The following is a 21,338-nucleotide window of genomic DNA, read 5'->3' as shown; positions in this document are numbered from 1 at the left end:
CTTTCACCGTAGCCCCGAGCCTGTCGAAGGGCGCTTCTCGGGATAGGCGCCCTTCGACAGGCTCAGGGCTACGGTTGTTATTCGAGCGGGGCGATACGGGGCGCATGACAGGGGACATCGAAGGCATCGGGGCGGCGGTGACCGCGGGGCTGGCGGCGCGCGCGGTCGAGCCGGGGCATGGGCATGCGGCGGCGCACGACGGGCTGCGCTGCCTCAATTGCGGCACCAGCCTCGCCGGATCGCACTGCCATCATTGCGGCCAGCGCGCCGACGTCCACCGCAGCTTCGGCGCAATCGGACACGACCTGGTCCATGCGATCTTCCATTTCGAGGGCAAGATCTGGAACACCTTGCCCTTGCTTGCGTGGCGGCCGGGCGACCTCACGCGCCGCTATATCCATGGCGAGCGCGCGCGTTTCGTCTCGCCGCTCGCGCTGTTCCTGTTCGCGGTGTTCCTGACCTATGCGGTGCTCGCGATGGTCGGCAGCGGCGGCGGTTTCGGCGAGGGAATCGCCAAGGCGGCGGACGCGCAGACTCGTTCGAACGCGCTCGAGGCGAGCTTCGACGAGGAGGTCGCGCGCGTCGATGCGCGGCTGGCGGCGAAGGACGTCACCGCCGAGGAGAAGAAAAGCCTGATCGAGGAACGCGAGACGCTGGCGAAGGGCGCCGCCTATTTGGGCGTCGAGCCCGCGATGACCGAAGCCGAGCGCGCCAAGGGGCCGCTGGTGCTCGAAGACCCGAAAGAGCAGATGACGACCAGCGCCGATTTCCTGTCGCGGATGAAATTCGATACCGGGATTCCCGCGATCGACAAGGGGCTGACCAAGGCTTTCGCCAACCCTGCGCTGATCTTCTACAAGCTCCAGGCGAACGCCTATAAATTCGCCTGGGCGCTGATCCCCTTGTCGCTGCCCTTCATGTGGCTGCTCTATCCGTTCAGCCGCCGCTTCCACACCTACGATCATTTCGTCTTCGTCACCTACTCGATCAGCTTCATGCTGCTGCTGTTCGTCGTCGTGCGGCTGCTCAACCTGACCATCATCGGCGATGTCGCGACCTTCTTCGCGATGCTCTACGTTCCCTTCCACATGTATCGCCAGCTGCGCGGCGCCTATCGATCGTCGCGCTTCGGATCGCTGGTGCGCGCGACGCTGCTGCTCTTCTTCAGCCTGTGGGCGGTGATCACCTTCATGCTGCTGCTGCTTGCGCTGGGCACGATGGGGTAGCACCGAAACGTCACAAAGACCGGGCAGAGAACCGGCGCGTGTGAAAGGGAGAATCGCGATGCACGAGCTTTGGGGCCAGATCGACCGCCGCCTGCTGATCAAGCTCGGCACCGCGGGGCTAGGTGCGCTGGCGCTGCCCGGCGCGGCGCATGCGATGATGGCGCAGGGTTTCACCCACGGCGTCGCGAGCGGCGAGCCGGGACCGAACGGCGTCCTCCTCTGGACGCGCTACGCCGCACCGTCGGACGCGCGGCTGACGGCCGAGGTCGCCGAAACCGCCGATTTCGCGAAGGTCGTGGGCGGCGGCGCGGTGACCGCGAGCGGCGAGCGCGACCACACCGCCAAGCTGGCGGTCGACGGCCTCCAGCCCGGGCGCTGGTATTTCTACCGCTTCGTCGCACCCGACGGGACAAAGTCGGTCACCGGGCGCACGCGCACCCTGCCGCAGGGTCCGACGAGCGCCTTCACCCTCGCGCTCTTTTCCTGCTCGAACCTGCCCTTCGGCTGGTTCAACGCCTATGCGCATGCGAACGCACGTAACGACATCGACCTCGTCGCGCATGTCGGTGACTATCTCTACGAATATCCGGTCGGCAATTATCCCTCGCGCGGGCAGACGCTGCCCGGGCGCGAGATCCAGCCAGCGCACGAGATCGTCGCGCTCGCCGATTATCGGCTGCGCTACGCCGCCTATCGCGCCGATCCCGATCTCCAGCGGCTGCACCAGCTGTTCCCGATGATTGCGCAGTGGGACGATCACGAGTTCACCAACGACGCGTGGAAGGGCGGCGCCGAGAATCACAATGAGGGCGAGGGCAGCTGGACCGACCGCATGGCGGCGGCCGAACGCGCTTACCGCGAATGGATGCCCGTCGCCGAGACGCGCTGGCGCGATTACCAGGTCGGCGACCTCGCGACGATCTTCCTGCCCGAAACGCGGATCACCGGCCGCGACCGGCCTTTCGAGTTCGACGAGATCGTCGCGGGCGGCGGCGATGCGACCGCGAAGCTCAAGACCTTCGCCGAGTCCGATTACCGCGATCCGGCGCGCCAGATGATGGGCGCCGACCAGGAGAAATGGCTGTTCGACGGCTTCGCGGCTTCGACCAAGGCGGGCACGCGCTGGCAGGTCTGCGCGCAGCAGGTGGTGATGGGCAGCGTCTTCACCCCGCCCGAATCGGCGAACTGGTTCGGGACCGACCTTTCCGAAAATATCCGCCGCCGCGTCGCGACCGCACAGGCCGCGGCGAAGGCGGGGCTGCCGCTCAACATGGACGCGTGGGACGGCTATCCCGCGGCGCGCGCGCGGCTGCTCGCCGCGGCGCAAAAGGCCGACGCCGACCTCGTCACGCTGACCGGCGATACGCACAATGCCTGGGCCTATGACCTCAGCGAGGACGGGCGCGCCGCGGGGATCGAGATCGCGGGGCATAGCGTCACCTCGCCGGGCTATGAAAGCTATACGCGCGGCATTTCGGACGAGACGCGCGTGAGCGCGATCCGCGGTGCCTCGCCGCAGCTGCAATGGGCGAACACGCAGGACCGCGGCTATGTCACCGTCGCGCTGACGCCCGAAAAAGTGACCGCGAGCTGGCACCTGCTCGAGACGATTCGCGAGCACAAGCCCGTGATGAAGGCGACGCACAGCATGACCGCGGTGCGCGGGCGGCGGACATTCGACGCCGCTTGACAGATTCATAACTCGATGGTTATGGGATCATCCATAGCCAGAGAGTTATGAATATGCCGCAGCCGACCCCCGACCTGTTGTTCAAGGCGCTCGCCGACCCTACGCGGCGCGCGCTGTTCGAGCGCCTGTGCCGCGAGGGCGAGCAGACGGTGGGGGTACTGACCGCCGGGGCGGGGATTTCGCAGCCCGCGGTGTCCAAGCATCTCGGCATCCTCAAACAGGCCGGGCTGGTGCAGGGTCGCGACGCCGGCCGCCAGACGCATTACAGCGCCGAACGCCGCGCGCTCGCGCCGCTGGTCGACTGGACCGGCCGCATGAACCGCTTCTGGGAAGCGCGGTTCGACGATCTCGAAGATTTGCTGGGAAGGATGGATCAATGACCGAAGCCGACGTGCGCAGCGTCACCGTGGAGCGCGAAATCCCGCACCCGCCCGAAAAGATCTGGCGCGCGCTGACGACGCAGCATCTGATCGAGGAATGGCTGATGAAGAACGACTTCGGGCTCGACCTCGGCCATCGTTTCCAGCTGCGCGGCGACTGGGGCAATGTCGACTGCGAAATCCTCGACGTCGATCCGGGCCGCAGCCTGTCCTACACTTGGAACTACGCCCATGACGATCCCGCGCACCGGCTCGACAGCACGGTGACCTTCACGCTCGAACCGGTCCCCGCCGGCACCTTGCTGCGCATGGAGCAGGTCGGTTTCCGCCCCGACCAGAAACAGGCCTTCGGCGGCGCCAAGGGCGGCTGGCGCATCCATCTCGAAAATCTCGAGAAGGTCGTGGCGACGCTCGGTTGATCAGACAGGGAGAGACGTATGAACTGGAGTTTGTGGATCCGGCAGTTCCACCGCTGGATATCGATCCTCTTCACCGCGATCGTCGTCGCGATCTTCGCGATGCTGGGCGCGGGGCAGCCGCCGGTCGAATGGGTCTATTACCTGCCGCTGCCGCCGCTTTTCCTGCTGATGCTCACCGGCCTCTACATGTTTTTCCGGCCCTATTTCCGGAAGCGCGCTCAGCCGTAAGGCGGCGCATCCTCCCACTCGCCGAACGACGGATAGTCGTTCGCGACGCTCGCGGTGAAATGGGGCGCGCGCTTTTCGAGGAAGCTCGTCACGCCCTCGGCGGCGTCGGGGCTGCGCCCGCGCGCGAAGATCACGCGGCTGTCCCAGCGGTGCGCGCTCATCGGGTGCGGCGCGCCCAGCATGCGCCACATCATGTGGCGGGTGAGCGCGACCGATACCGGCGCGCTGTCGCCGGTCAGTTCGCGCGCCTTGGCGATCGCGGCGTCGACCAGCTCGCCCGGCGCGTGGACCGACTGGACCAGGCCCTTCTCATGCGCTTCAGCGGCGGGGACCAGCCGGCCCGAATAGCACCAGTCGAGCGCGGTCTGGATGCCGACGAGGCGCGGCAGGAACCAGCTCGACGCCGCCTCGGGCACGATGCCGCGGCGCGCGAAGACGAAGCCGTAGCGCGCGGTCTCGCTCGCGAGGCGCGCGTCCATCGACAGAGTCATCGTCGCGCCGATGCCGACCGCAGCGCCGTTGATCGCCCCGAGCACAGGCTTCTTCGCCTCGAAGATGCGCATCGACACGCGCCCGCCGCCGTCGCGGATCAGCGGGTGCGACCAGTCGATCGTGCCGTCCTCGGCGACCGGGCTGGGCGAGGTGCCGTCCGGCAGCAGCGCGGCTTTGTCGGTGCGCTTGTCGTAGTCGAAGGTCGATCCGCCCGCGCTGAGGTCGGCGCCCGCGCAATAGGCGCGATCGCCGTCGCCCGTGAACACCACCGCGCGCACGCCGTCGTCGGCGTCGCATTCGTCGAGCGCGGCGACGATCTCGGTCATCATCTGGGTGGTGAAGGCGTTCATCTTGCCGGGCCGGTACAGGGTCAGCAGCGCGATGCCCTCGTGGCGGTCGAGGCGAATCTCTTCGAAGCTCATGTCTCTCTCCTTGTCGTTGCGGTCATGGTCGCAAGCGATGCGGCGGAAGGCAAGCTCTAGTTTACGTAAGCGTAAAGATGTAAATGGAATCGTCGCCCCCGCGCAGGCGGGGGCCGCTGTCGGTCCATTCTTCGGCCGCTGCGCAAACCGATGGTGGCCCCCGCCTGCGCGGGGGCGACGTGACTGGTGACGCGCCGCGCCTTTGCCGCTATAGGCCCCCCGAACCGCCCCGGCGCCGCGCCTCTTGATGAGTCGTATTCGCCGGGGCCAGCTATTTGGACGTCAAGGAAAGTACGCAGCCATGGCCCGTCGCCGCCAGATCTACGAAGGCAAAGCCAAGATCCTCTACGAAGGCCCCGAACCGGGCACGCTCATCCAATATTTCAAGGACGATGCGACCGCGTTCAACGCGCAGAAAAAGGGCACGATCAGCGGCAAGGGCGTGCTCAACAACCGCATTTCCGAGCATGTCTTCACCCTGCTCGGCAACATCGGCGTGCCGCACCATTTCATCCGCCGCCTCAACATGCGCGAGCAGCTGATCCGCCAGGTCGAGATCGTGCCGATCGAGGTCATCGTGCGCAACGTCGCCGCGGGCACGCTGTCGAAGCGGCTCGGGATCGAGGAGGGGACGCAGCTTCCCCGCACGCTGATCGAATATTGCTACAAGGACGACGCGCTCGGCGATCCGCTGGTTGCCGAGGAGCATATCGCCTGCTTCAACTGGTGCAGCCAGGACGAGCTCCACGACATCCAGGACATGGCGATCCGCATCAACGACTTCATGTCGGGCATGTTCGCCGCGGTCGGCATCCGCCTCGTCGACTTCAAGCTCGAATTCGGCCGGCTCTATGAAGGTGACTTCAGCCGGATCATCCTCGCCGACGAGATCAGCCCCGACGGCTGCCGTCTGTGGGACATGAACACCAACGAAAAGCTCGACAAGGATCGCTTCCGTCGCGACCTCGGCGGCGAAGTCGAAGCCTATCAGGAAGTCGCGCGCCGCCTCGGCCTGCTGCCCGAGGGCGGCGACCATGCGGTGCTCGACCTCGAAAGCCACCGGAAGAAAAAGGGCAGCTGAGGCCCTTATTGACCCTACCCTTTAGGGGAGGGCAGCGAGACTTGGGAGCCTTGCTCCCTAGTCGCAGCGGGTGGGGCGCCGCGGCCTTGTGCGGCCTAACAGGCCCCACCCCGACCCTCCCCTAAAGGGGAGGGAGATTTAAATATTGATGCTTGTCGGAATCAGGCTCGGCTGCAGATAAGTGTAAGGCTGCATCCGCTCCGCATTGCGCGCGACGATTTCGGCCTCGACCTCCGCAAGCGCCGCCTGGAAGGTCGGCAGCGCGCCGCCTGCGGCGGTGATCGCCGGATCCTGGAACCACGCCGGATAGGGAAAGGCGTTGCTGCGATAATCGCCGAGCGGCCGGTAATAGAGCGAGCCCAGCAGTTCGAGCGTGTTGAGCTGTTCGAGCGCGAGCCCCATCGGCGGCATCGTCGCCAGCCATTCGGTCTTCGACTGGCCGCCCTGCTGCGCCGGCACCGGCTGCCACGCAGCGCCGGTCACCGCGGGAGCGAAGGCCATGATGCTCTTCTGCGGGAAATTGACCGCGGCATGCTGCGCGCTCGCGGTGAACATCAGCATCGTGCAAATGTCGACGAGCTGGGCGTGCGTGGTGATCGTGCGGAAGCCCTGGATCTGCGCCTCGCCCGCCAGCGTCGCAGTCCAGGCGGCGAGTTCGGTATCGCCCGTCACATCGGCGTCGCTGGTGTAATAATGCTCGACATAGGTTTTGGCCCAGCCGTGGATCGCGCCCCACACCAGCAAGGCGTCGTCGCGGTACGGATAGTCGGCCAGCATCGAGCTCGGGTCGACGCCGCGCGCGGCGAGGTCGGCGGGGAGCATCTTGCCATAGAAATCGAACGCCAGCCGGTCGTCGACCGCGGCGAGCTGGCTCGAGGTGATCGTGCCCGCGAAAATATGGTCGATCGGCCCGCCCGCGGCGATCAACGACGTGGCAGCCTGATTGTTGATGAAGAGCGTCCCCTCGAAATGCGGGACGAGCAGCGCCCACAGCGGGTGCACCTCGGCGAGGTGGCGGTGCGTCGCGACCGCAAAGGCCTCCATCACCAGATGCGTGCGCGCGAGATGGGTGAACAGCTCGTGATAATTGCCGTCGGCGACCTGCACGACCAGCTTCGCCATCTGCCAGCCCCATTGGTCGGCGGCGACCACCGAAGGCGTGAAGATCGGGCCGCTCGCGGCATCCTGCCCGCACTGGATCGCAACCGGCACCAGCGACGACCCGCCCGGCGGCACCGCGAACAGCGCCATCGGCTGCGCGATATATTTCTGCGCGGTACCATAGGTGCCCGCGGTCAGCACCGACAGCTCCTGATAGTCGAGCATGAACAGCCGCCCGTCGGCAAGCGCGCCCGTCAGCGTGTCGCCGTTCACCACCGCCGCATATTGCGCCTCGGTGATCGGGAAGTTGGCGGGGATCGCGGTGATCCGCGCGATCAGCATATTGTTCGGCCCCGCGACGCGCAGCCGCGCGAACTCGCTGTCGTCCTGGAAGGTATAGGCGATGCCGGGCGTGGGCAGCGTGTCGAACAAGGCGCGATAGGCGTCGAGCGTGCGCGGCGTGCCGTGCCCGAGCCCGGCGGCTTCGGTGTCGCTGATCGCGATCATGTCTTTCAGCGCATCCTTGTAGCCCTTGAGCAGGGCGACATGCATGTCGTGCTCGGCGGCTTCGACCGCGGCCTCGACATCGCCGATCACGCGCTCGAAGATATTGCCGCCGTGGTGCACGCCATGCTGCACCGCGATTTTCGTGGTCGAGGCCTCGATCGCATCGCATTGTGCGAGCGCGGCCTCATAGTCGGCGCGCGGCGTGTCGAGTTCGCCCTTGTCGACGCCGCCGATCTTCACCGCCAGCGCGTTGCGCGCGATGCCCAGCAAAATGCCGATCAGCGTGATGCCCCAGGGGATCGTCGGCTCGTTGCTCGCGGGCACCGTCGCCGCGAGCGGCAGGCCGGGCAGCGTCGGAATGTCGGTGGTCCAGGTGTAGACGGTCTGCGTCGCGGTCAGCTGCGCCGCGCGTGCCGCCCGCTGCGCCGACGTGTCATTTTGCGGCAGGCTGGGCGACGGCGACGGCAGCGCGTGGAGCGCGGCGGGCGACGCGGCGGCGGCGTTCGGCGTGGACTCGAAAGACATGGTGGGGCTCCCCTTGAAACGGTACGGAAGGACAGGGTGCCGGGCTCGCATAACATGGTTAATATTTTATGGGCTATCGCCGCGTGACTTGTACCTAGTCGGATGAAAAGTCGGGTTTCTGTTCCTTAACCGTTGTTTTACTTGGCCTTGCTACCCAACGGTCATGACGGGGGTCTATCATTGGCTGCGGACGCGGGTGTTCCCGCCGGTTCCGGACGCGATTCGCGACGATGTCGCGTTGCTCCGTGCGAACCGCGTCGAGACCTTGACCCCGATGCTGTTCCTGACCCTCGCGGCGACGACGCCGACCGCCATCTATGGCGGGGTCGCGACGGTGCATCCCTTCGTCCGCATCGGCTTCCCGGTGATCCTCGCGGTCGTCAGCCTGCTCGGTTTCCTGATCCTGTGGCGCAACCGCGGCCGCCGGATGAGCGTGCGCCGCGCGCGGCGCGTCATCGTCGAATCGACCTGGCTGTCGGGGACGATGGGCGCGATGTGCAGCAGCTGGACGGTGATCAACTGGCTCGCCGCGCCGCCCGAGCATCACAGCTACTATGCGATCATCATGGCGATGGGCTCGCTCGCGACCGCTTATTGCCTGTCGGCGATCCGCTTCGCGACCTTCGTCAACCTCGGCATCGGGCTCGCCCCGATCATGCTGCTGATGCTGACCTCGGGCAACCCGCCCGAGATCGCGGCGGGGACCAGCCTGTTCGTCGCGACCGCCTTCCTGCTGCGCATGATCGTCCAGCAGCACGGGCAGCTGGTCGACCTCCTGCAATTACAGCAACAGATGCGCGACCTCGCGCACACCGATCCGCTGACGGGCCTGTGGAACCGCCGCGAGCTCGACGCGCGGCTCGACCAGGAAATCGCCGCGGCAAGGCCCGGCACGCATTTCGCGATCGCACTGCTCGATCTCGACGGCTTCAAGCCGGTCAACGACCGCTATGGCCACGGCATCGGCGACGCCTTGCTCTGCGAAGTCGCCGCGCGCCTCCGCCACGCCTGCGGCGACCATGCGATGGTCACGCGGCAGGGCGGCGACGAGTTCGCGATCCTCGTTCCCGCGGGATCGCCGCTGCTCGACACCGCGCTCGCCGACCATCTCCTCGCCGAGCTTGCCGCGCCGTACCGGATCGACGGCGCGGTGATCCAGGTCGGCGCCAGCGTCGGCGTCGCGCGCTGGCCGGATGACGGCGGCAGCGCCAAGAAATTGTTCGAGGTCGCCGACCGCGCGGTCTATGCCGCCAAGGCCGGCGGCCGCGCCCCCATGTCGTCCGTCGAAAGCGTCGTGCAGCTCGGGTGAGCGCGGCTTGACCCCTTGGCGGGGCGCGGCCAGACAGGCAGCATGACCTTTCGTCCGTTGCTGCGCGCTTCCGCCGCGCTGTCGCCCCTTGCCTTCGCCGCCGCTCTCGCCCTCGCCGGACCCGCGCCGCTCGCCGCGCGCGAGCCCGCCGCCGCGCCGGCTGCCACTGCGACCAATCCCCAGACGGACGCCGCAAAGGCATGGAACTTCGCCGCGAGCGATATCCCGGTCGATCCGAACATCGTCTTCGGCGTGCTCCCCAACGGCATGAAATATGCGCTGCTGAAGAACAGCACGCCCAAGGACAGCGTGTCGCTGCGCATGCGCTTCGACGTCGGCAGCTTCGCCGAGGCCGACGACCAGCGCGGCCTCGCCCATTTCCTCGAACATATGGCGTTCAACGGGTCGAAGGGCGTGCCCGAGGGCGAGATGATCAAATTGCTCGAGCGCAAGGGGTTGGCCTTCGGCGCCGACACCAACGCCTCGACCGGCTTCGACGCGACCGTCTACCAGCTCGACCTGCCCAATGCCTCGGACGATCTGATCGACACCGGGCTGATGCTTATGCGCGAGACCGCGAGCGAGCTCAGCATCGATCCCGCGGCGGTCGACCGCGAGCGCGGGATCATCCTGTCCGAACGCCGCGCGCGCGATACCTATCAGCTGCGCAGCCTGATCGACCAGCTCGCCTTCCAGATGGAGGGGATGAGCGCGCCGAACCGCATCCCCGTCGGCACGGTCGAGGTGATCCAGGCGGCCCCCGCGGCGCGCATCCGCGACCTCTACGACCGCTATTACCGCCCCGAGCGCGCAACGCTGGTGATGGTCGGCGATTTCGACCCCGCCGCGGTCGAGGCGAAGGTCAGGGCGCGCTTCGCCGACTGGCGGGGCCGCGGTCCTGCGGGCGCCGATCCCGACCTCGGCACGATCGACTATAAGCGCGCCGCGGCCGCCGACGATTTCGTCGATCCCGCGATCGCCGACGGCGTCACCATCACCGCCTTCAAGCCGTGGGTGAAGCGCGGCGACACAAGCGCCCAGCGCGCCAAGGACCTCGCCGAAGGCATCGGCGAAGCGATCATCTCGCGCCGCCTCGCCAAGCTCGCGCTTGCCGAGGATTCGCCGATCCTGAACGGCTATTTCGGCGACACCAACGGCTGGGACGTCTTCGACCAGGTGACGATCGGCGCGTCTGCCAAAGAGGGCGCGTGGCGCGAGGCGCAGGCGCTGATCGAGCAGGAGTGGCGCCGTGCGGTAGAGCACGGCTTCACCCAGGCCGAGGTCGACGAGCAGCTCGCCAACCGCCGCACCGCGCTCAAGAACGCGGTTGCGGGGGTCGATACGCGGCGCAGCGAAAATCTGGCGAACACCTTGGTCGAAGCGGCGAAGGGCGACTTCGTCGTCAACCGCCCCGAAACCGCGCAGGCGCAGTTCGACGCGGTCGCGCCCTCGCTCAACGCCGCGAGCGTCAGCGCGGCGTTCAAGGCGCGCATGCAGGGCTATGGCGCGCCGCTCGTCCGCGTGACGTCGAAAACCCCGATCGAGGGCGGCACCGGCACGATCCTCGCGGCGCTCAAGACCTCGCAGCAGGTCGCGGTCGCCGCGCCCGCCGAGGCGGCGAGCACCGCCTTCGCCTACACCGACTTCGGCGCGCCCGGCAAAATCGTCAGCGACACGCGCATCGAGGACCTCGGCATCCGCCGCATCCGCTTCGCCAACAATGTCATGCTCAACATCAAGAAGACCGATTTCCAGAAGGACGCGGTGTTCCTGTCGCTGCGCATCGACGGCGGCAGCCTGCTCGCCACAAAGGACGACCCGACGCGCGTCGCGCTCGCGGGCTCGATCAGCCTCGGCGGGCTCGAGGCACACAGCCGCGACGAACTCAGCACGATCCTCGCGGGCAAGACGGTGAGCAGCAGCGTCGGCAGCGCGACCGACAGCTTCGGCGGTACCGCGCGCACGTCGCCCGAGGATTTCAAGCTGCAGGCGCAGCTGATGGCCGCCTATCTCACCCACCCCGGCTATCGCCCCGACGGGCTCGCGCTGATCCGCCGCTTCCTGCCGCAGCAATATGCCGCGAACGACGCGACGCCGGCGGCGGTGCTGGCGCGCGATGCCGGCGGCATCCTCGCCAACAACGATCCGCGCGCGACCACCCCGCCGCTCGCGACGATGATGGCGCTCGACTGGGCAGGGCTGAAGCCCGCGGTCGCCGACAGTTTCGCGCATGGCGCGATCGAGGTCGGCGTCGTCGGCGATATCGACGAGGCGGCGGCGATCGAGGCGATCCGGTCGACCTTCGGCGCGCTGCCCGAGCGCCGGGCGGCCTTCGACCCGCGTCCCGAGGCGCGCATCCGCGATTATGCGAAGGACCGCAGCGAGCGCACCCTGATCCACAAGGGCCCCACCGAGCAGGCGGAACTGCGTGCCTATTGGCCCGCGCGCGACGATAGTGACCTGGGCGAGGCGATGCGGCTGCAACTGCTGTCGCGCGTGATGCAGCTGATGCTGACCGAGGAGCTGCGCGAGAAGCTCGGCGAAAGCTACAGCCCCGGCGCGGGCGCCAGCCTGTCCGACGATTTCCCCGGCTACGGCCATCTCTTCGCGGCGAGCAACATCGATTACAAGGACCTCGCGACGACGCGCGGCGCGATCCTCGGCATCGCCAAGGCGTTGCGCGATACGCCGGTCGCCGCCGATCTGCTCGACCGCGCGCGAAGGCCCATGCTCGAGGCGATGGTCAAGGCGCGGCGCGAAAATGGCTATTGGCTGCCTTATGTGGGCGCCGCGACGAGCAAGGAAGCGCGCCTCGACCGCAGCCGGGGGAGCCTCGCCGAAGTCGAAGCCGCCACCCCCGCCGAGCTGCAGGCGCTCGCGAAACGCTATCTCACCGACGACAAGGCGCTGGTGATCAAGGCGGTGAGCGACAAAGTCGCGAGCGGGGCGGGAAGCTAGGCGCGGCGATCGACTATTTGGAGACCCTCGCCTTGCGGCGAGGGGACGGCGGCCTGGCGGTGCGCTTTCGGTATCGGGGAAATCGAGTGCGGGATCCCGCCCGTCGGGCAGCGGTCAGCGCTGCGCGGTCTCCTCGCGCCTGTCGTTTATGAGCATGGCGACCGACCAGCCCCGATTGTTGAGCTCGGTCGTTTCCTCGCCGCGCTCCGGCTTGCGGACATGGACGAGCCGCAGGCCGCTCAGTTCGTCGTCGCCTTCCTCCCATGGCAAGGCATGCCTGCTACCGAAGAGCGAACTGAGACGCGTTCGCTGGGAAGGATAGAGCACGTCGAGAATTTCCTGAGTATTTCTCATTATTTGGCCGGTACCATGCCCGCAACCGTAGAGCCACCGGTTTCGTGGCGGCATTGACTTTGCCGCCTGCACCAACTGCTTTTTGAGCAGTCTTTTTCTTGATTCCTCGTCGGTCCCTTTTGTTGGGTCTCCCTGCTCGGGGCCATCGTCCGTTCCACGCCCGAGGGCCGTGGCTCAAACCCGCCCCGGTGCCCGCGCGCGCAGGAAATTCTCGAGCGCGACGAAGATCATTTCGCGCGCGTCGCTGCCCAGCATTTCGCTCGTCAGCCAGTCGAACCGCGCGCGGTCGCGGCGACCCACGGCCCCGACCATCGCGGCGAGCAGGCTTTCGTCGAAACTGGCGCGCGGGCAGCAGGGCGGGGCGACGGCGAAGGGTTCGGGCCAGCAATGGCCGATCGCCTCGACCACCAGCCGGTAGCGCCGCGCCGCGAGGATATTGCCCCAGCGCCGCTCGAGCTCGGGCATCGGGTCGCGCTCGCTGCGGCGGCAGAGGATGCAGTAGCGGAGCGCGAGTACCGCCTGCGCGGCGTCGACGGGCAGGTCGCGGATCAGCGGCTGTTCGGTCAGTCGCCGGATCAACGTGCTGCTTTCCATGGCGTGCGTCCCTTTCCCGTGCGGCCTGGCCGATTGGCGCAGTCCCGGGCCGGGTCCGGAAAAAGCCGCCGGCCGCTGCATGGTGCAGCGGCCGGCAGGAGGGGACTGCCCGGCCTTGCTATTGAGAATTATTCGCAAATACAAGCAAAAAAAGAGGCGCCCTTGGGCGCCCCTGAAAACTGCGGTTTTCGGTATCTCGTCGCCCCCGCCTTCGCGGGGGCGACGAATCAGCTCAATCGTCGCCGACCGACTTCGACTGCAGCTGGATGTAATTTTCGATTCCCATGCGCTCGATCATCTCGAACTGCTTCTCGAGTTCGTCGACATGATGCTCCTCGCTTTCGAGGATGTCGGCGAACAGGTCGCGGCTGACATAGTCGCGCACGCTTTCCGAATGCGCGATCGCATCCTTGAGCAGCGGGATCGCTTCTTCTTCGAGCGCGAGGTCGGCCTTGAGGATCTCCTCGACCGTTTCGCCGACGCGCAGGCGGCCGAGCATCTGGAAATTGGGCAGGCCGCCGAGGAAGAGGATGCGGTCGGCCAGCTTGTCGGCGTGCTTCATCTCGTCGATCGATTCCTCGCGCTCGAAATGCGCGAGCTTCGCGATGCCCCAATTGTCGAGCATGCGATAGTGCAGCCAATATTGGTTGATCGCGGTCAGCTCGTTCTTGAGCGCCTCGTTGAGGAAATCGATGACCTTTTCGTCGCCCTTCATGGTGTCGTTCCTGTCATTTTGTCTTGGGAGTGGGATGGGCGCATTATACGCGCCCCGGCCCTCTCAGGCCAAGGTCAAAAATGGCGGAAAACCAGGAAAAATCAGGCGGTCGCGGCGACGTCGCTGATGATATTGCGAGCGAAAGGCAGGCACTGACCGCACTTGGGTTTGCGACCCAGTTGCGCATAGGCGGCCTTGGCGCACCGCACTTCGCCATTCCGCGCGACGTCGCGCAGCTGGCTTTCCCTTATTGCGTTGCAGACACAGACGACCATGTGCGAATCCTTCTCAACAAGTCCCAGATAGGGATAGTGCGAGAGATTCGCAACGGCAAAGATGCGAGTGGTTCGCATTCCGAACACACACGCGCGGCGGGTCGGGCACGTCCTTGCAGTGTGGGTGATTCGCGCCGATTCGCGCGTCGCGGCGCCTGGTCGGATGCGCTATGCCCGGCGTGAAGGAGCGCCAGGATGAGCACCGACCGCGACACCGTGCGAGCCTATGACCAGGCCGCGGCAGACTATGCCGCCGAGGCGGCCGCGATGCCCGCATGGGTCGCGGCGGAGATCGACGCCTTTGTGACCGCGCTGGGCGGCGCGGGCCGCGTGCTCGAGATCGGCAGCGGCGGCGGGCGCGATGCGCTCGCGCTCGAGGCGCGGGGGATCGACGTCCGGCGTACCGATATCGCGCAGGGTTTCGTCGACCTGCTGCGGGGCGAAGGTGTCGAGGCCGATCGGCTCGACCCGTTGACCGACGATCTGAACGACCCGCGATGTCCCGGCACGCCCTATGACGGGATCTGGGCCTGCGCCTGCCTGATCCACGTCGCGCGCGCGGATCTGGGCCGGGTGCTGGCGCGGCTTGCCGCAGCGACCCGCCCCGGCGGCCGGCTGCACGTATCGGTCCGGGAGGGCGACGGCGAGGATGTGAGCGTCGGCGGCAGCGCCGCGGCGCCGCTGCGCTACGCGGAGACCTATTGGCGCGAGCCCGCGCTGCGGTCCGCGCTCGCCGACGCTGGCTGGATCGCCGACGACATACGCCGCTGCACCGGCCGGCCCGGCGATCGCTGGTTGAGCGTGCGGGCGAGCCGGGGGTGACGCCCCTGAGCCTCGGGGCGCCGAAATGCGAAACGCACCCGGCCGCCGGAGCTTTCGCTTGCCCCTCGCGGCGTTCGCGGGCATAGGCGCGCGCATCTTTTCCGCCCCTCGACGCAAAGGCTCCCCCATGAAAGTCCAGGTCTATGTGACGCTCAAGCCCGGCGTGCTCGACCCGCAGGGCAAGGCGATCCATCATGCACTGGAAGGCCTCGGCTTCGGCGGCGTCAGCGACGTGCGCGCGGGCCGCTTCATCGAACTCGAAGTCGCCGACGATGTAAGCGACGCCGATCTCGACGCGATGTGCGCCAAGCTGCTCGCGAACACGGTGATCGAAAATTATCGCATCCAGCGCGCCTGAAGGGATCAAGAGCCATGAAGACCGCCGTCATCGTCTTTCCCGGCTCCAACTGCGACCGCGACATGGCGGTCGCGCTCGAGACGGTCAGCGGCCGGGCGCCGGCAATGGTGTGGCACCGCGAGAGCGAGCTGCCCGACGGCATCGACTTCATCGCGCTCCCCGGCGGCTTTTCCTATGGCGATTATCTCCGCTCGGGCGCGATGGCGGCGCGTTCGCCGATCCTCGCCGCGGTGACCGACGCCGCGGCGCGCGGGGTGCCGGTGCTCGGGGTGTGCAACGGCTTCCAGGTGCTGACCGAGGCGCAGCTGCTCCCCGGTGCGCTGATGCGCAACGCGGGGCTGAACTTCGTCTGCCGCACCGTGCCGCTGACGGTCGAGAACAGCCAGTCGCTGTTCACTGCGGGCTACCAGGCGGGCGAGACGATCGACATCCCCGTCGCGCACCATGACGGCAATTATTTCGCCGACGCCGCCACGCTCGACCGGATCGAGGGCGAAGGGCGCGTGGCGTTCCGCTACGCCGACGGCGTCAACGGCTCGGCGCGGAATATCGCGGGCGTACTGAACGATGCCGGCAATGTGCTCGGCATGATGCCGCACCCCGAACGCGCGATCGACCGAGCGCATGGCGGGACCGACGGGCTACGCCTGTTCGAGGCCGCGCTCGGCGTCCTCGCCTGAGGGCAGCGGAGCGGCCGCCCGCTGCGGCCACCAGCGTTCGACGATCACCAGCACGCTCGGCCACAGACACGTGTTCCAGATGTCGTGCCAGTGCGCGGTGTCGGGGGCAAGTCGCCCGCGCAGATATTCGCCCTCGACGTCGAGCCACTCGCCCAGCATTGCCGCGGCGACGACGCCGAGCCACGCGACCCACGTGGGTCGCCGCAGCCCGAGCCGCAGCGCGAGATAGATCGCCATGCCGGCATAGATGTGCAGCGCGTCCTTGCCGAGCCCGCTACCGTCGATCAGCACGATCTTGAGCTGCTGGTAGAGGAGGGTGGCTTCGTCGGTCACGGCGTCAGACTTTCGCCTTGAACGGGGTGAAGTCGGTGCCCTCGTCATAGACGTCGACGCCCTCGCGGCGCTTCAGCCAGACGACGATCGCGACCGTGACGGGCAGCAGGACTATCTCCCACCCGGTCTTGATCGCCCATTGCGACAGCACGGTCTTCATCAGCTCGCTCGTCGGCCAGCCTTCGAGACCGTAAAAGGCGATCGGATAGAAAATCAGGCTGTCGAGCCCCTGACCGATGAAGGTGCTGGCGACGAAGCGCAGCCCCATCCGGCGGCCGTTATCCGCAACCTTCATCTTGGCGACGACGAAGCTGTTCGCGAACTCGCCCGCCCAGAAGGCCAGCATCGACGCGATCACGATCCGCCAGCTGTTCGCGAACACCGCCTCATAGGCCGCCTGGTGCGGCCAGCCTGGCGCTGGCGGCAACGACACGACCACCCACGCCATGAAGGCCATGAAGGCGAGCGCGGCAAAGCCGGTCCAGATCACCCGCCGCGCGCGCGCATAGCCATAAACCTCGGTCAGCATGTCGCCGATGACATAGCTCAGCGGGAAGAACATCACCCCCGCACCGAACGGCCATTCGCCGATGAGGGGCACGTCGATTACCGACCGTTTCGATGCGCCGATGATGTTGCTGAGCAACAGGATCGCGACGAACGCCGCCATGACGAAGTCGTAATAGCGGAAATGCCGCACGGCGGCGGCATTGGTACGGGCGGGCGGCGCGGCGGGGTCGGTCATCGAACTGCTGCTTAACGCGCTTTGCTCCCCGCGCAAACCACGCTATTCGCGCTGCCCACAGCCTTGCGTGCGCGCCCGTAGCTCAGCTGGATAGAGCACCCGCCTTCTAAGCGGGTGGTCGCAGGTTCGAATCCTGCCGGGCGCGCCAGCTTTTTGTATTGCCCCTGGTGCAGGAACAGCGTCGAAGACCATCGCCGAAACGGTCCGCAGCGTTTCGGGTGTGCGGACGTGATGTGCATAGGCCGGGTGCGAGATCGTGAGCCCCTTCATCGCCAGCCGCGAAATGTCGAAGGGCGCGACCGGTTCGGCGCCCAGCATCGCGGGGCCGCCATGGTTTCGCAGGACGATCGCTTGTGCCATCACGCGATGGACGATCCGGTCAGGCCGCCAGCGGGCGGGCGCCGCGCACCAGCCGGCCGGGAAGCGCGCCTGTATGCCGCCCCTTGCGATAGGTCACGACCCCCGACACGATCGTCGCGTCATAGCCGCGGGCAAGCTGGCGGAGCCGCTTGCCGCCCGCAGGCAGGTCGTGGACCACCGAGGGGGCGTGGAGATCCAGCGCGTCGAAATCGATAATGTTGATGTCGGCCTTGGCACCGACCGCCAGCCGTCCGCGGTCGCCCAGGCCGACCAGGTCGGCGGGCTCGCTGGTCAGTGCCGCGATGGCCTGCTCGACGGGGATGCGCTGCTCGGCGTCGGCATCGGCGGCCCAGCGCTTCAGGAAGAAGGTCGGGAAGCTGGCGTCGCAGATCATTCCATAATGCGCGCCGCCATCGGCGAGCCCGACGACAGTGCCCGTATGCGCCAGCATGGTGTGGACGGCGTCGAGGTTGCCGTCGCGATAATTGGCGCCGGGCTGGTAAAGCAGCGCCTTGCCATCCTGTTCGAGCAGCAGGTCATAGGCATATTCCTCCGGCGTGATACCAAGCGCCTCGGCGCGTTTGTCGATGCGGTCGGCGATGTCGGGTTCGTAGTCTGGCGCCGTGCCCATCGGATAGGCGAAGCGGAACGCCCTGACCGTGGCGAGCGAAACCGGATTGCTGTCCTCGGGCTGTTCGGAGAGGAGTTGCGCCCGGAAGGCCGGATCGCGCATCGCGGCGACCTTTTCGGCGAGCGCCCGGTCGGCGAGCGGGCGGAAGCTCGGGTGCAGCGAAAAGGGATGGAAGCTGAGGTCGAGGCCATAGAGCATGCCGACCGGTCGCGGCGCAACCTGCGCGCGCATCGGCAGACCATCGGCGCGCGCCTCGGACAGCGCATCGAGCGACACGCGCCACTCGTCGGGGTCGCCCGTCGGCATCTGCAGCAGCGAATAGGACAGCGGGCGCCCCGATGCCTCGGCGATCCGGCGCATCAGCGCGAATTCGGCGGCGGCGGGCCCCATCACGCGCGGGATGATCTGGTAGACGCCGTCGCCGGCGTCGCGCAGCCCGGCGGCGAGCGCCTTGAGCTCATCCTCTTCGGAAAAGAGGCTCGGTGCCAGTTCGCCTGCCTTGGTCGGGTGCATCAGGTTGCGCGAGGTGCTGACGCCGAGCGCGCCGGCCTGGATCGCCTCGGTGGTGAGCGCGCGCATCGCAGCGAGGTCGTCGGCGTTGGGCGGTTCATGGTCGGCGGCGCGTTCGCCCATCACGAAGACGCGCAGGGCCGAATGCGGCAGCTGCGCGGCGATATCGATATCGAGTTCGCGGGCGGCGAGCGCGTCGAGATATTCGGGAAAGGTCTCCCAGTTCCAGGGCAGGCCTTCGGTCATCACGACCTCGGGCACATCCTCGACACCCTCCATGACCGCGACGAGCATGTCGCGCTGATGCGGCTTGCACGGCGCGAAACCGACGCCGCAATTGCCCATCACCGCCGTGGTGACGCCGTGGTTCGATGAGGGGGCGAGCCGGTTTTCCCAAAGCGCCTGGCCGTCATAATGGGTGTGGACGTCGACGAAGCCCGGGGTGACCATCCGGCCGCGGGCGTCGATCTCTTCGGCGCCCGTGCCGCCGACCGCTCCGACCGCCGCGATCCGGCCGTCCCTGATCGCGACATCGGCCGCCCGTCCCGGATTGCCCAGCCCGTCAAAGACCGTGCCGCCGCGAATCACCAGGTCAAAATCGGCCATATCCATCGTCTCCCGTCCGTTCGATCGAAACTTAGCACCGGCTTTGCGGACAGAATGTCATCTGGTTGACAATTGAGATCGCGCCGCGCAGCTTTTGGATATGGACGTCGATCTGCAGGCCCGGTTTGCTACCGATAGCTGGTTCGGCTCCTTGCCCGCCAGGCAGCGACGCGGGCTGCTGGTGCGCGGGCAGGTCCATGATGTCGAAAGCGCGGCCCATGTCTATCGCATCGGCGACCCGCCGAACGGGCTGCACGCCGTGGTCGCCGGGCAGGTGAGGCTGGTGAGCTATCCTGCGGCGGGGCAGGAACTGGTCAACATGATCGTTCGTCCTGGCCGCTGGTTCGGCGAATTGTCGGTGATCGACGGCAAGGAGCGTCCGCATGACGCCATCGCCGCGGGTCCGGCGCGCGTGCTGACGGTGCCGATGGCGGCGATCGGCGCGCTGGCGGCGGACATGCCGGGGCTGTGGCATTCGCTGGCCCTGCTCACCTGCGCGCACCACCGGCTCGGGATGCGCGAAGCGGCGCGGGTGCGATCATTGCCCGCGCTCGTCCGGCTCGCCCGGTTTCTGGCCAGCGGCGGCGAGCGGTCGGGTGGTCGGGTGCTGCGGGTCACGCAAGACGATCTGGCGCGCGTCGTCGGCGTGTCGCGCCAGCATCTCAACGGCCTGCTGCGTCATCTGGCCGACGGCGATCTTATCGCCACCGGCTATGGCGGTGTTGCCGTGCTCGACCCCGGGGGCCTGTTCATCTTTGCCGATCGCGAGGAGCGCGGCTGATCGCCATCGGCCGCTGGTCAGTGCTCGGCGCGCAGCCAGACGTCGAGCGTTCACCATTTGCGCCGCCACTGCGCGCCGCGGAAGCGCGCGCCGAGACTCTCGCGGCGGGCCTTTTGGTCGACGTGCGGCGTATCGGCGGGCAGGTGATCGCGCAGCTCCGACAGCTTGACGCGCTTGAGCGTCGGGGTCGGCGCCGAGCTGGCCTGGTACCAGCGGCCCTGGACCACGCCCTTGTAGCGGCCCGCAGGGTCGAGCCAGTTGGGGACGCCCGGGTCCTCGACCGAGATCACCGCGCGGAACTTGCCGTCGCTGTCGCGCTGCGCCTGGAAACCGTTGAGGCTCGACTGGCATTTGTCCCAGTCGATGGTGTTGAACAATTGGTCGGCGAGGAGCACCGCCCAATAGCGCACCGTGTCGGGCACCCCGGTTTCGAGGATCAGCGCCTCGCCCTCGGAAAATTCGAACAATCCCTCATAATAGGTCTGTTCGGCGAGGCCGCCGATCTCGGACCATGTGTTCAGGACGACGCTGTTGGCCGGATGCTGGCTCAGCGTCTTGACGAAATGGACGAAGAGCTGGGCATAGCGTTCGGGGAAACCCGCGAGCCGTTCGAGGCGGTATGCGATCTCGTCGGCGCTCGCGCGGCTGAACCCGCCGACATCGTCGAGCCGTTCGATCGCGATGCGGCTATCGACCTCATTCTCCCAATCGTAGCTTGCCTCGCGGATGCCGATGGTGCGCGCATTGGCGGGTAGCTGGTACCAGTCGCCCTCATAGCCCTTGGGCCGTTCGGCGCTCAGGATCACCGAAAAGCGCCCTTGGTCGTCGAGCATCAGCATGTCGGCGTCGATATGGCCGACCGACGGTCCCGGCGCATCGTCGACGCCGATATAGCCCGATCCGATGCCGATATGGACGAACAGGGTCGTCCCGCGCCAGCCCGACAGGCGATAGGTACCGCCGCTCTCGACGAAGGTCGATCGGTACATATAGTCGGGGTTGGGCGCCGCCGATTTGATCACCGGATTGAGGAAGGTGTAGAAGGTCGGGACGCGCGGGTCCTGCGCCATGATCGGGGCATAGGCCTGCGACAGGCTCATCGCCATTTGCTGGATCGCCTCCTGCTTCAACCAGGGATCGGCGGGATCGATCATATTCTCAAGGCTGCGATCGATGCCCGAAATGAGCATGATAAAGCGTTCCCATTCCATCGGGACGGCAGGGCCGGTCGACATG

At 67.1% G+C, this 21,338-nt stretch carries 22 protein-coding genes and 1 tRNA gene; 13 read left to right on the top strand and 10 right to left on the bottom strand.

The genetic code is table 11. The annotated features are described in order from the left end of the window. The first annotated feature begins 104 nt into the window (after window positions 1–104). The 5 genes from AC1RNQ_RS01120 to AC1RNQ_RS01100 are packed head-to-tail and all read left to right on the top strand — an operon-like array spanning window position 105 to window position 3,943. Complete coding sequence (locus AC1RNQ_RS01120; RefSeq protein ID WP_493168238.1) at window positions 105–1,226, top strand: DUF3667 domain-containing protein; 1,122 nt, start codon at window positions 105–107, stop codon at window positions 1,224–1,226. 58 nt (window positions 1,227–1,284) lie between these two features. Next, window positions 1,285–2,916 (top strand): alkaline phosphatase D family protein, encoded by a 1,632-nt coding sequence (locus tag AC1RNQ_RS01115; protein ID WP_493168236.1) that lies wholly within the window; start codon window positions 1,285–1,287, stop codon window positions 2,914–2,916. 53 nt (window positions 2,917–2,969) lie between these two features. After that, the gene (locus AC1RNQ_RS01110) at window positions 2,970–3,296 is read left to right on the top strand and encodes an ArsR/SmtB family transcription factor (RefSeq protein WP_493168234.1); all 327 of its coding nucleotides are present in this window, start codon (window positions 2,970–2,972) and stop codon (window positions 3,294–3,296) included. After that, window positions 3,293–3,715, top strand: coding sequence for an SRPBCC family protein (locus tag AC1RNQ_RS01105; RefSeq protein ID WP_493168232.1), 423 nt, complete (start codon window positions 3,293–3,295; stop codon window positions 3,713–3,715). The genes AC1RNQ_RS01110 and AC1RNQ_RS01105 overlap by 4 nt, the downstream gene beginning before the upstream one ends. An 18-nt stretch (window positions 3,716–3,733) precedes the next feature. Further along, window positions 3,734–3,943 carry a hypothetical protein gene (locus AC1RNQ_RS01100; RefSeq protein ID WP_493168231.1) on the top strand — a complete coding sequence of 70 codons (210 nt, stop codon included), beginning with the start codon at window positions 3,734–3,736 and terminating at the stop codon, window positions 3,941–3,943. On the opposite strand, the gene AC1RNQ_RS01095 is transcribed toward AC1RNQ_RS01100, so the two are convergent. After that, complete coding sequence (locus AC1RNQ_RS01095; protein ID WP_493168229.1) at window positions 3,934–4,857, bottom strand: crotonase/enoyl-CoA hydratase family protein; 924 nt, start codon at window positions 4,855–4,857, stop codon at window positions 3,934–3,936. The genes AC1RNQ_RS01100 and AC1RNQ_RS01095 overlap by 10 nt on opposite strands. A gap of 301 nt (window positions 4,858–5,158) precedes the next feature. Here AC1RNQ_RS01095 and purC point away from each other — a divergent pair, with 301 nt between their 5' ends. Continuing rightward, entirely contained in the window at window positions 5,159–5,938 is a 780-nt protein-coding gene (gene purC / locus AC1RNQ_RS01090) for a phosphoribosylaminoimidazolesuccinocarboxamide synthase (RefSeq protein ID WP_493168227.1), read from the top strand. 138 nt (window positions 5,939–6,076) lie between these two features. On the opposite strand, the gene AC1RNQ_RS01085 is transcribed toward purC, so the two are convergent. After that, window positions 6,077–8,071, bottom strand: a complete 1,995-nt coding sequence (locus AC1RNQ_RS01085) for a lipoxygenase family protein (RefSeq protein WP_493168225.1) — start codon at window positions 8,069–8,071, stop codon at window positions 6,077–6,079. Window positions 8,072–8,234: 163 nt separating this feature from the next. Between AC1RNQ_RS01085 and AC1RNQ_RS01080 the strand changes: the two genes are divergently transcribed. Both AC1RNQ_RS01080 and AC1RNQ_RS01075 read left to right on the top strand, forming a co-directional pair. After that, complete coding sequence (locus tag AC1RNQ_RS01080) at window positions 8,235–9,380, top strand: GGDEF domain-containing protein (RefSeq protein WP_493168224.1); 1,146 nt, start codon at window positions 8,235–8,237, stop codon at window positions 9,378–9,380. A 42-nt stretch (window positions 9,381–9,422) separates the two neighbouring features. Then, window positions 9,423–12,338 carry a M16 family metallopeptidase gene (locus AC1RNQ_RS01075; protein WP_493168222.1) on the top strand — a complete coding sequence of 972 codons (2,916 nt, stop codon included), beginning with the start codon at window positions 9,423–9,425 and terminating at the stop codon, window positions 12,336–12,338. Between the two features lie 114 nt (window positions 12,339–12,452). On the opposite strand, the gene AC1RNQ_RS01070 is transcribed toward AC1RNQ_RS01075, so the two are convergent. The 4 genes from AC1RNQ_RS01070 to AC1RNQ_RS01055 form a co-directional block, all read right to left on the bottom strand. Beyond that, the gene (locus tag AC1RNQ_RS01070) at window positions 12,453–12,692 is read right to left on the bottom strand and encodes a hypothetical protein (protein WP_493168221.1); all 240 of its coding nucleotides are present in this window, start codon (window positions 12,690–12,692) and stop codon (window positions 12,453–12,455) included. Window positions 12,693–12,866: 174 nt separating this feature from the next. After that, window positions 12,867–13,286, bottom strand: a complete 420-nt coding sequence (locus tag AC1RNQ_RS01065; RefSeq protein WP_493168219.1) for an addiction module antidote protein — start codon at window positions 13,284–13,286, stop codon at window positions 12,867–12,869. 232 nt (window positions 13,287–13,518) lie between these two features. Next, entirely contained in the window at window positions 13,519–14,001 is a 483-nt protein-coding gene (bfr, locus tag AC1RNQ_RS01060) for a bacterioferritin (RefSeq protein ID WP_493168217.1), read from the bottom strand. A gap of 101 nt (window positions 14,002–14,102) precedes the next feature. Beyond that, entirely contained in the window at window positions 14,103–14,276 is a 174-nt protein-coding gene (locus AC1RNQ_RS01055; protein WP_058807878.1) for a (2Fe-2S)-binding protein, read from the bottom strand. Between the two features lie 195 nt (window positions 14,277–14,471). Between AC1RNQ_RS01055 and AC1RNQ_RS01050 the strand changes: the two genes are divergently transcribed. From AC1RNQ_RS01050 to purQ, 3 genes are all read left to right on the top strand, one after another. Continuing rightward, window positions 14,472–15,098: a class I SAM-dependent methyltransferase gene (locus tag AC1RNQ_RS01050; protein ID WP_493168215.1), complete on the top strand. Its 627-nt coding sequence runs from the start codon at window positions 14,472–14,474 to the stop codon at window positions 15,096–15,098. A gap of 127 nt (window positions 15,099–15,225) precedes the next feature. Next, a complete protein-coding gene (gene purS / locus AC1RNQ_RS01045) occupies window positions 15,226–15,456 on the top strand; it encodes a phosphoribosylformylglycinamidine synthase subunit PurS (protein WP_493168213.1) in 231 nt (76 codons plus the stop codon). Window positions 15,457–15,470: 14 nt separating this feature from the next. After that, entirely contained in the window at window positions 15,471–16,136 is a 666-nt protein-coding gene (purQ, locus tag AC1RNQ_RS01040) for a phosphoribosylformylglycinamidine synthase subunit PurQ (protein ID WP_493168211.1), read from the top strand. On the opposite strand, the gene AC1RNQ_RS01035 is transcribed toward purQ, so the two are convergent. Then, on the bottom strand, window positions 16,098–16,469 hold the full coding sequence (locus tag AC1RNQ_RS01035; protein ID WP_493168210.1) for a hypothetical protein: 372 nt from the start codon (window positions 16,467–16,469) through the stop codon (window positions 16,098–16,100). The genes purQ and AC1RNQ_RS01035 overlap by 39 nt on opposite strands. A 4-nt stretch (window positions 16,470–16,473) precedes the next feature. Then, window positions 16,474–17,214, bottom strand: coding sequence for a queuosine precursor transporter (locus AC1RNQ_RS01030; protein ID WP_493168208.1), 741 nt, complete (start codon window positions 17,212–17,214; stop codon window positions 16,474–16,476). Between the two features lie 71 nt (window positions 17,215–17,285). On the opposite strand from AC1RNQ_RS01030, the gene AC1RNQ_RS01025 reads away from it, so the two are divergent. After that, window positions 17,286–17,362 (top strand) — tRNA-Arg (locus AC1RNQ_RS01025). Window positions 17,363–17,593: 231 nt separating this feature from the next. Here the strand turns inward: AC1RNQ_RS01025 and AC1RNQ_RS01020 are convergent. Further along, entirely contained in the window at window positions 17,594–19,321 is a 1,728-nt protein-coding gene (locus tag AC1RNQ_RS01020; protein ID WP_493168206.1) for an N-acyl-D-amino-acid deacylase family protein, read from the bottom strand. A gap of 100 nt (window positions 19,322–19,421) precedes the next feature. Between AC1RNQ_RS01020 and AC1RNQ_RS01015 the strand changes: the two genes are divergently transcribed. Beyond that, on the top strand, window positions 19,422–20,102 hold the full coding sequence (locus AC1RNQ_RS01015) for a Crp/Fnr family transcriptional regulator (protein WP_493168205.1): 681 nt from the start codon (window positions 19,422–19,424) through the stop codon (window positions 20,100–20,102). Window positions 20,103–20,152: 50 nt separating this feature from the next. Here the strand turns inward: AC1RNQ_RS01015 and AC1RNQ_RS01010 are convergent, their stop codons facing one another. Next, window positions 20,153–21,337 (bottom strand): DUF1214 domain-containing protein, encoded by a 1,185-nt coding sequence (locus AC1RNQ_RS01010; protein WP_493168203.1) that lies wholly within the window; start codon window positions 21,335–21,337, stop codon window positions 20,153–20,155. Window position 21,338: the final 1 nt, after the last annotated feature.

The organism is Sphingopyxis sp. GW821-FHT12F08 (assembly GCF_058806755.1).
This window is presented reverse-complemented; position numbering and strand designations above follow the sequence as displayed.

What these genes read in the sequence shown, in the direction of transcription:
- AC1RNQ_RS01050 (WP_493168215.1), top strand. Translation starts at nt 14,472, where the DNA reads ATGAGCACCGACCGCGACACCGTGCGAGCCTATGACCAGGCCGCGGCA.
- AC1RNQ_RS01085 (WP_493168225.1), bottom strand. Translation starts at nt 8,071, where the DNA reads ATGTCTTTCGAGTCCACGCCGAACGCCGCCGCCGCGTCGCCCGCCGCG.
- AC1RNQ_RS01020 (WP_493168206.1), bottom strand. Translation starts at nt 19,321, where the DNA reads ATGGCCGATTTTGACCTGGTGATTCGCGGCGGCACGGTCTTTGACGGG.
- AC1RNQ_RS01095 (WP_493168229.1), bottom strand. Translation starts at nt 4,857, where the DNA reads ATGAGCTTCGAAGAGATTCGCCTCGACCGCCACGAGGGCATCGCGCTG.
- AC1RNQ_RS01075 (WP_493168222.1), top strand. Translation starts at nt 9,423, where the DNA reads ATGACCTTTCGTCCGTTGCTGCGCGCTTCCGCCGCGCTGTCGCCCCTT.
- AC1RNQ_RS01015 (WP_493168205.1), top strand. Translation starts at nt 19,422, where the DNA reads ATGGACGTCGATCTGCAGGCCCGGTTTGCTACCGATAGCTGGTTCGGC.
- bfr (WP_493168217.1), bottom strand. Translation starts at nt 14,001, where the DNA reads ATGAAGGGCGACGAAAAGGTCATCGATTTCCTCAACGAGGCGCTCAAG.
- AC1RNQ_RS01010 (WP_493168203.1), bottom strand. Translation starts at nt 21,337, where the DNA reads ATGTCGACCGGCCCTGCCGTCCCGATGGAATGGGAACGCTTTATCATG.
- purS (WP_493168213.1), top strand. Translation starts at nt 15,226, where the DNA reads ATGAAAGTCCAGGTCTATGTGACGCTCAAGCCCGGCGTGCTCGACCCG.
- AC1RNQ_RS01070 (WP_493168221.1), bottom strand. Translation starts at nt 12,692, where the DNA reads ATGAGAAATACTCAGGAAATTCTCGACGTGCTCTATCCTTCCCAGCGA.
- AC1RNQ_RS01115 (WP_493168236.1), top strand. Translation starts at nt 1,285, where the DNA reads ATGCACGAGCTTTGGGGCCAGATCGACCGCCGCCTGCTGATCAAGCTC.
- AC1RNQ_RS01110 (WP_493168234.1), top strand. Translation starts at nt 2,970, where the DNA reads ATGCCGCAGCCGACCCCCGACCTGTTGTTCAAGGCGCTCGCCGACCCT.
- AC1RNQ_RS01105 (WP_493168232.1), top strand. Translation starts at nt 3,293, where the DNA reads ATGACCGAAGCCGACGTGCGCAGCGTCACCGTGGAGCGCGAAATCCCG.
- AC1RNQ_RS01055 (WP_058807878.1), bottom strand. Translation starts at nt 14,276, where the DNA reads ATGGTCGTCTGTGTCTGCAACGCAATAAGGGAAAGCCAGCTGCGCGAC.
- purC (WP_493168227.1), top strand. Translation starts at nt 5,159, where the DNA reads ATGGCCCGTCGCCGCCAGATCTACGAAGGCAAAGCCAAGATCCTCTAC.
- AC1RNQ_RS01080 (WP_493168224.1), top strand. Translation starts at nt 8,235, where the DNA reads ATGACGGGGGTCTATCATTGGCTGCGGACGCGGGTGTTCCCGCCGGTT.
- AC1RNQ_RS01065 (WP_493168219.1), bottom strand. Translation starts at nt 13,286, where the DNA reads ATGGAAAGCAGCACGTTGATCCGGCGACTGACCGAACAGCCGCTGATC.
- AC1RNQ_RS01030 (WP_493168208.1), bottom strand. Translation starts at nt 17,214, where the DNA reads ATGACCGACCCCGCCGCGCCGCCCGCCCGTACCAATGCCGCCGCCGTG.
- purQ (WP_493168211.1), top strand. Translation starts at nt 15,471, where the DNA reads ATGAAGACCGCCGTCATCGTCTTTCCCGGCTCCAACTGCGACCGCGAC.
- AC1RNQ_RS01100 (WP_493168231.1), top strand. Translation starts at nt 3,734, where the DNA reads ATGAACTGGAGTTTGTGGATCCGGCAGTTCCACCGCTGGATATCGATC.
- AC1RNQ_RS01120 (WP_493168238.1), top strand. Translation starts at nt 105, where the DNA reads ATGACAGGGGACATCGAAGGCATCGGGGCGGCGGTGACCGCGGGGCTG.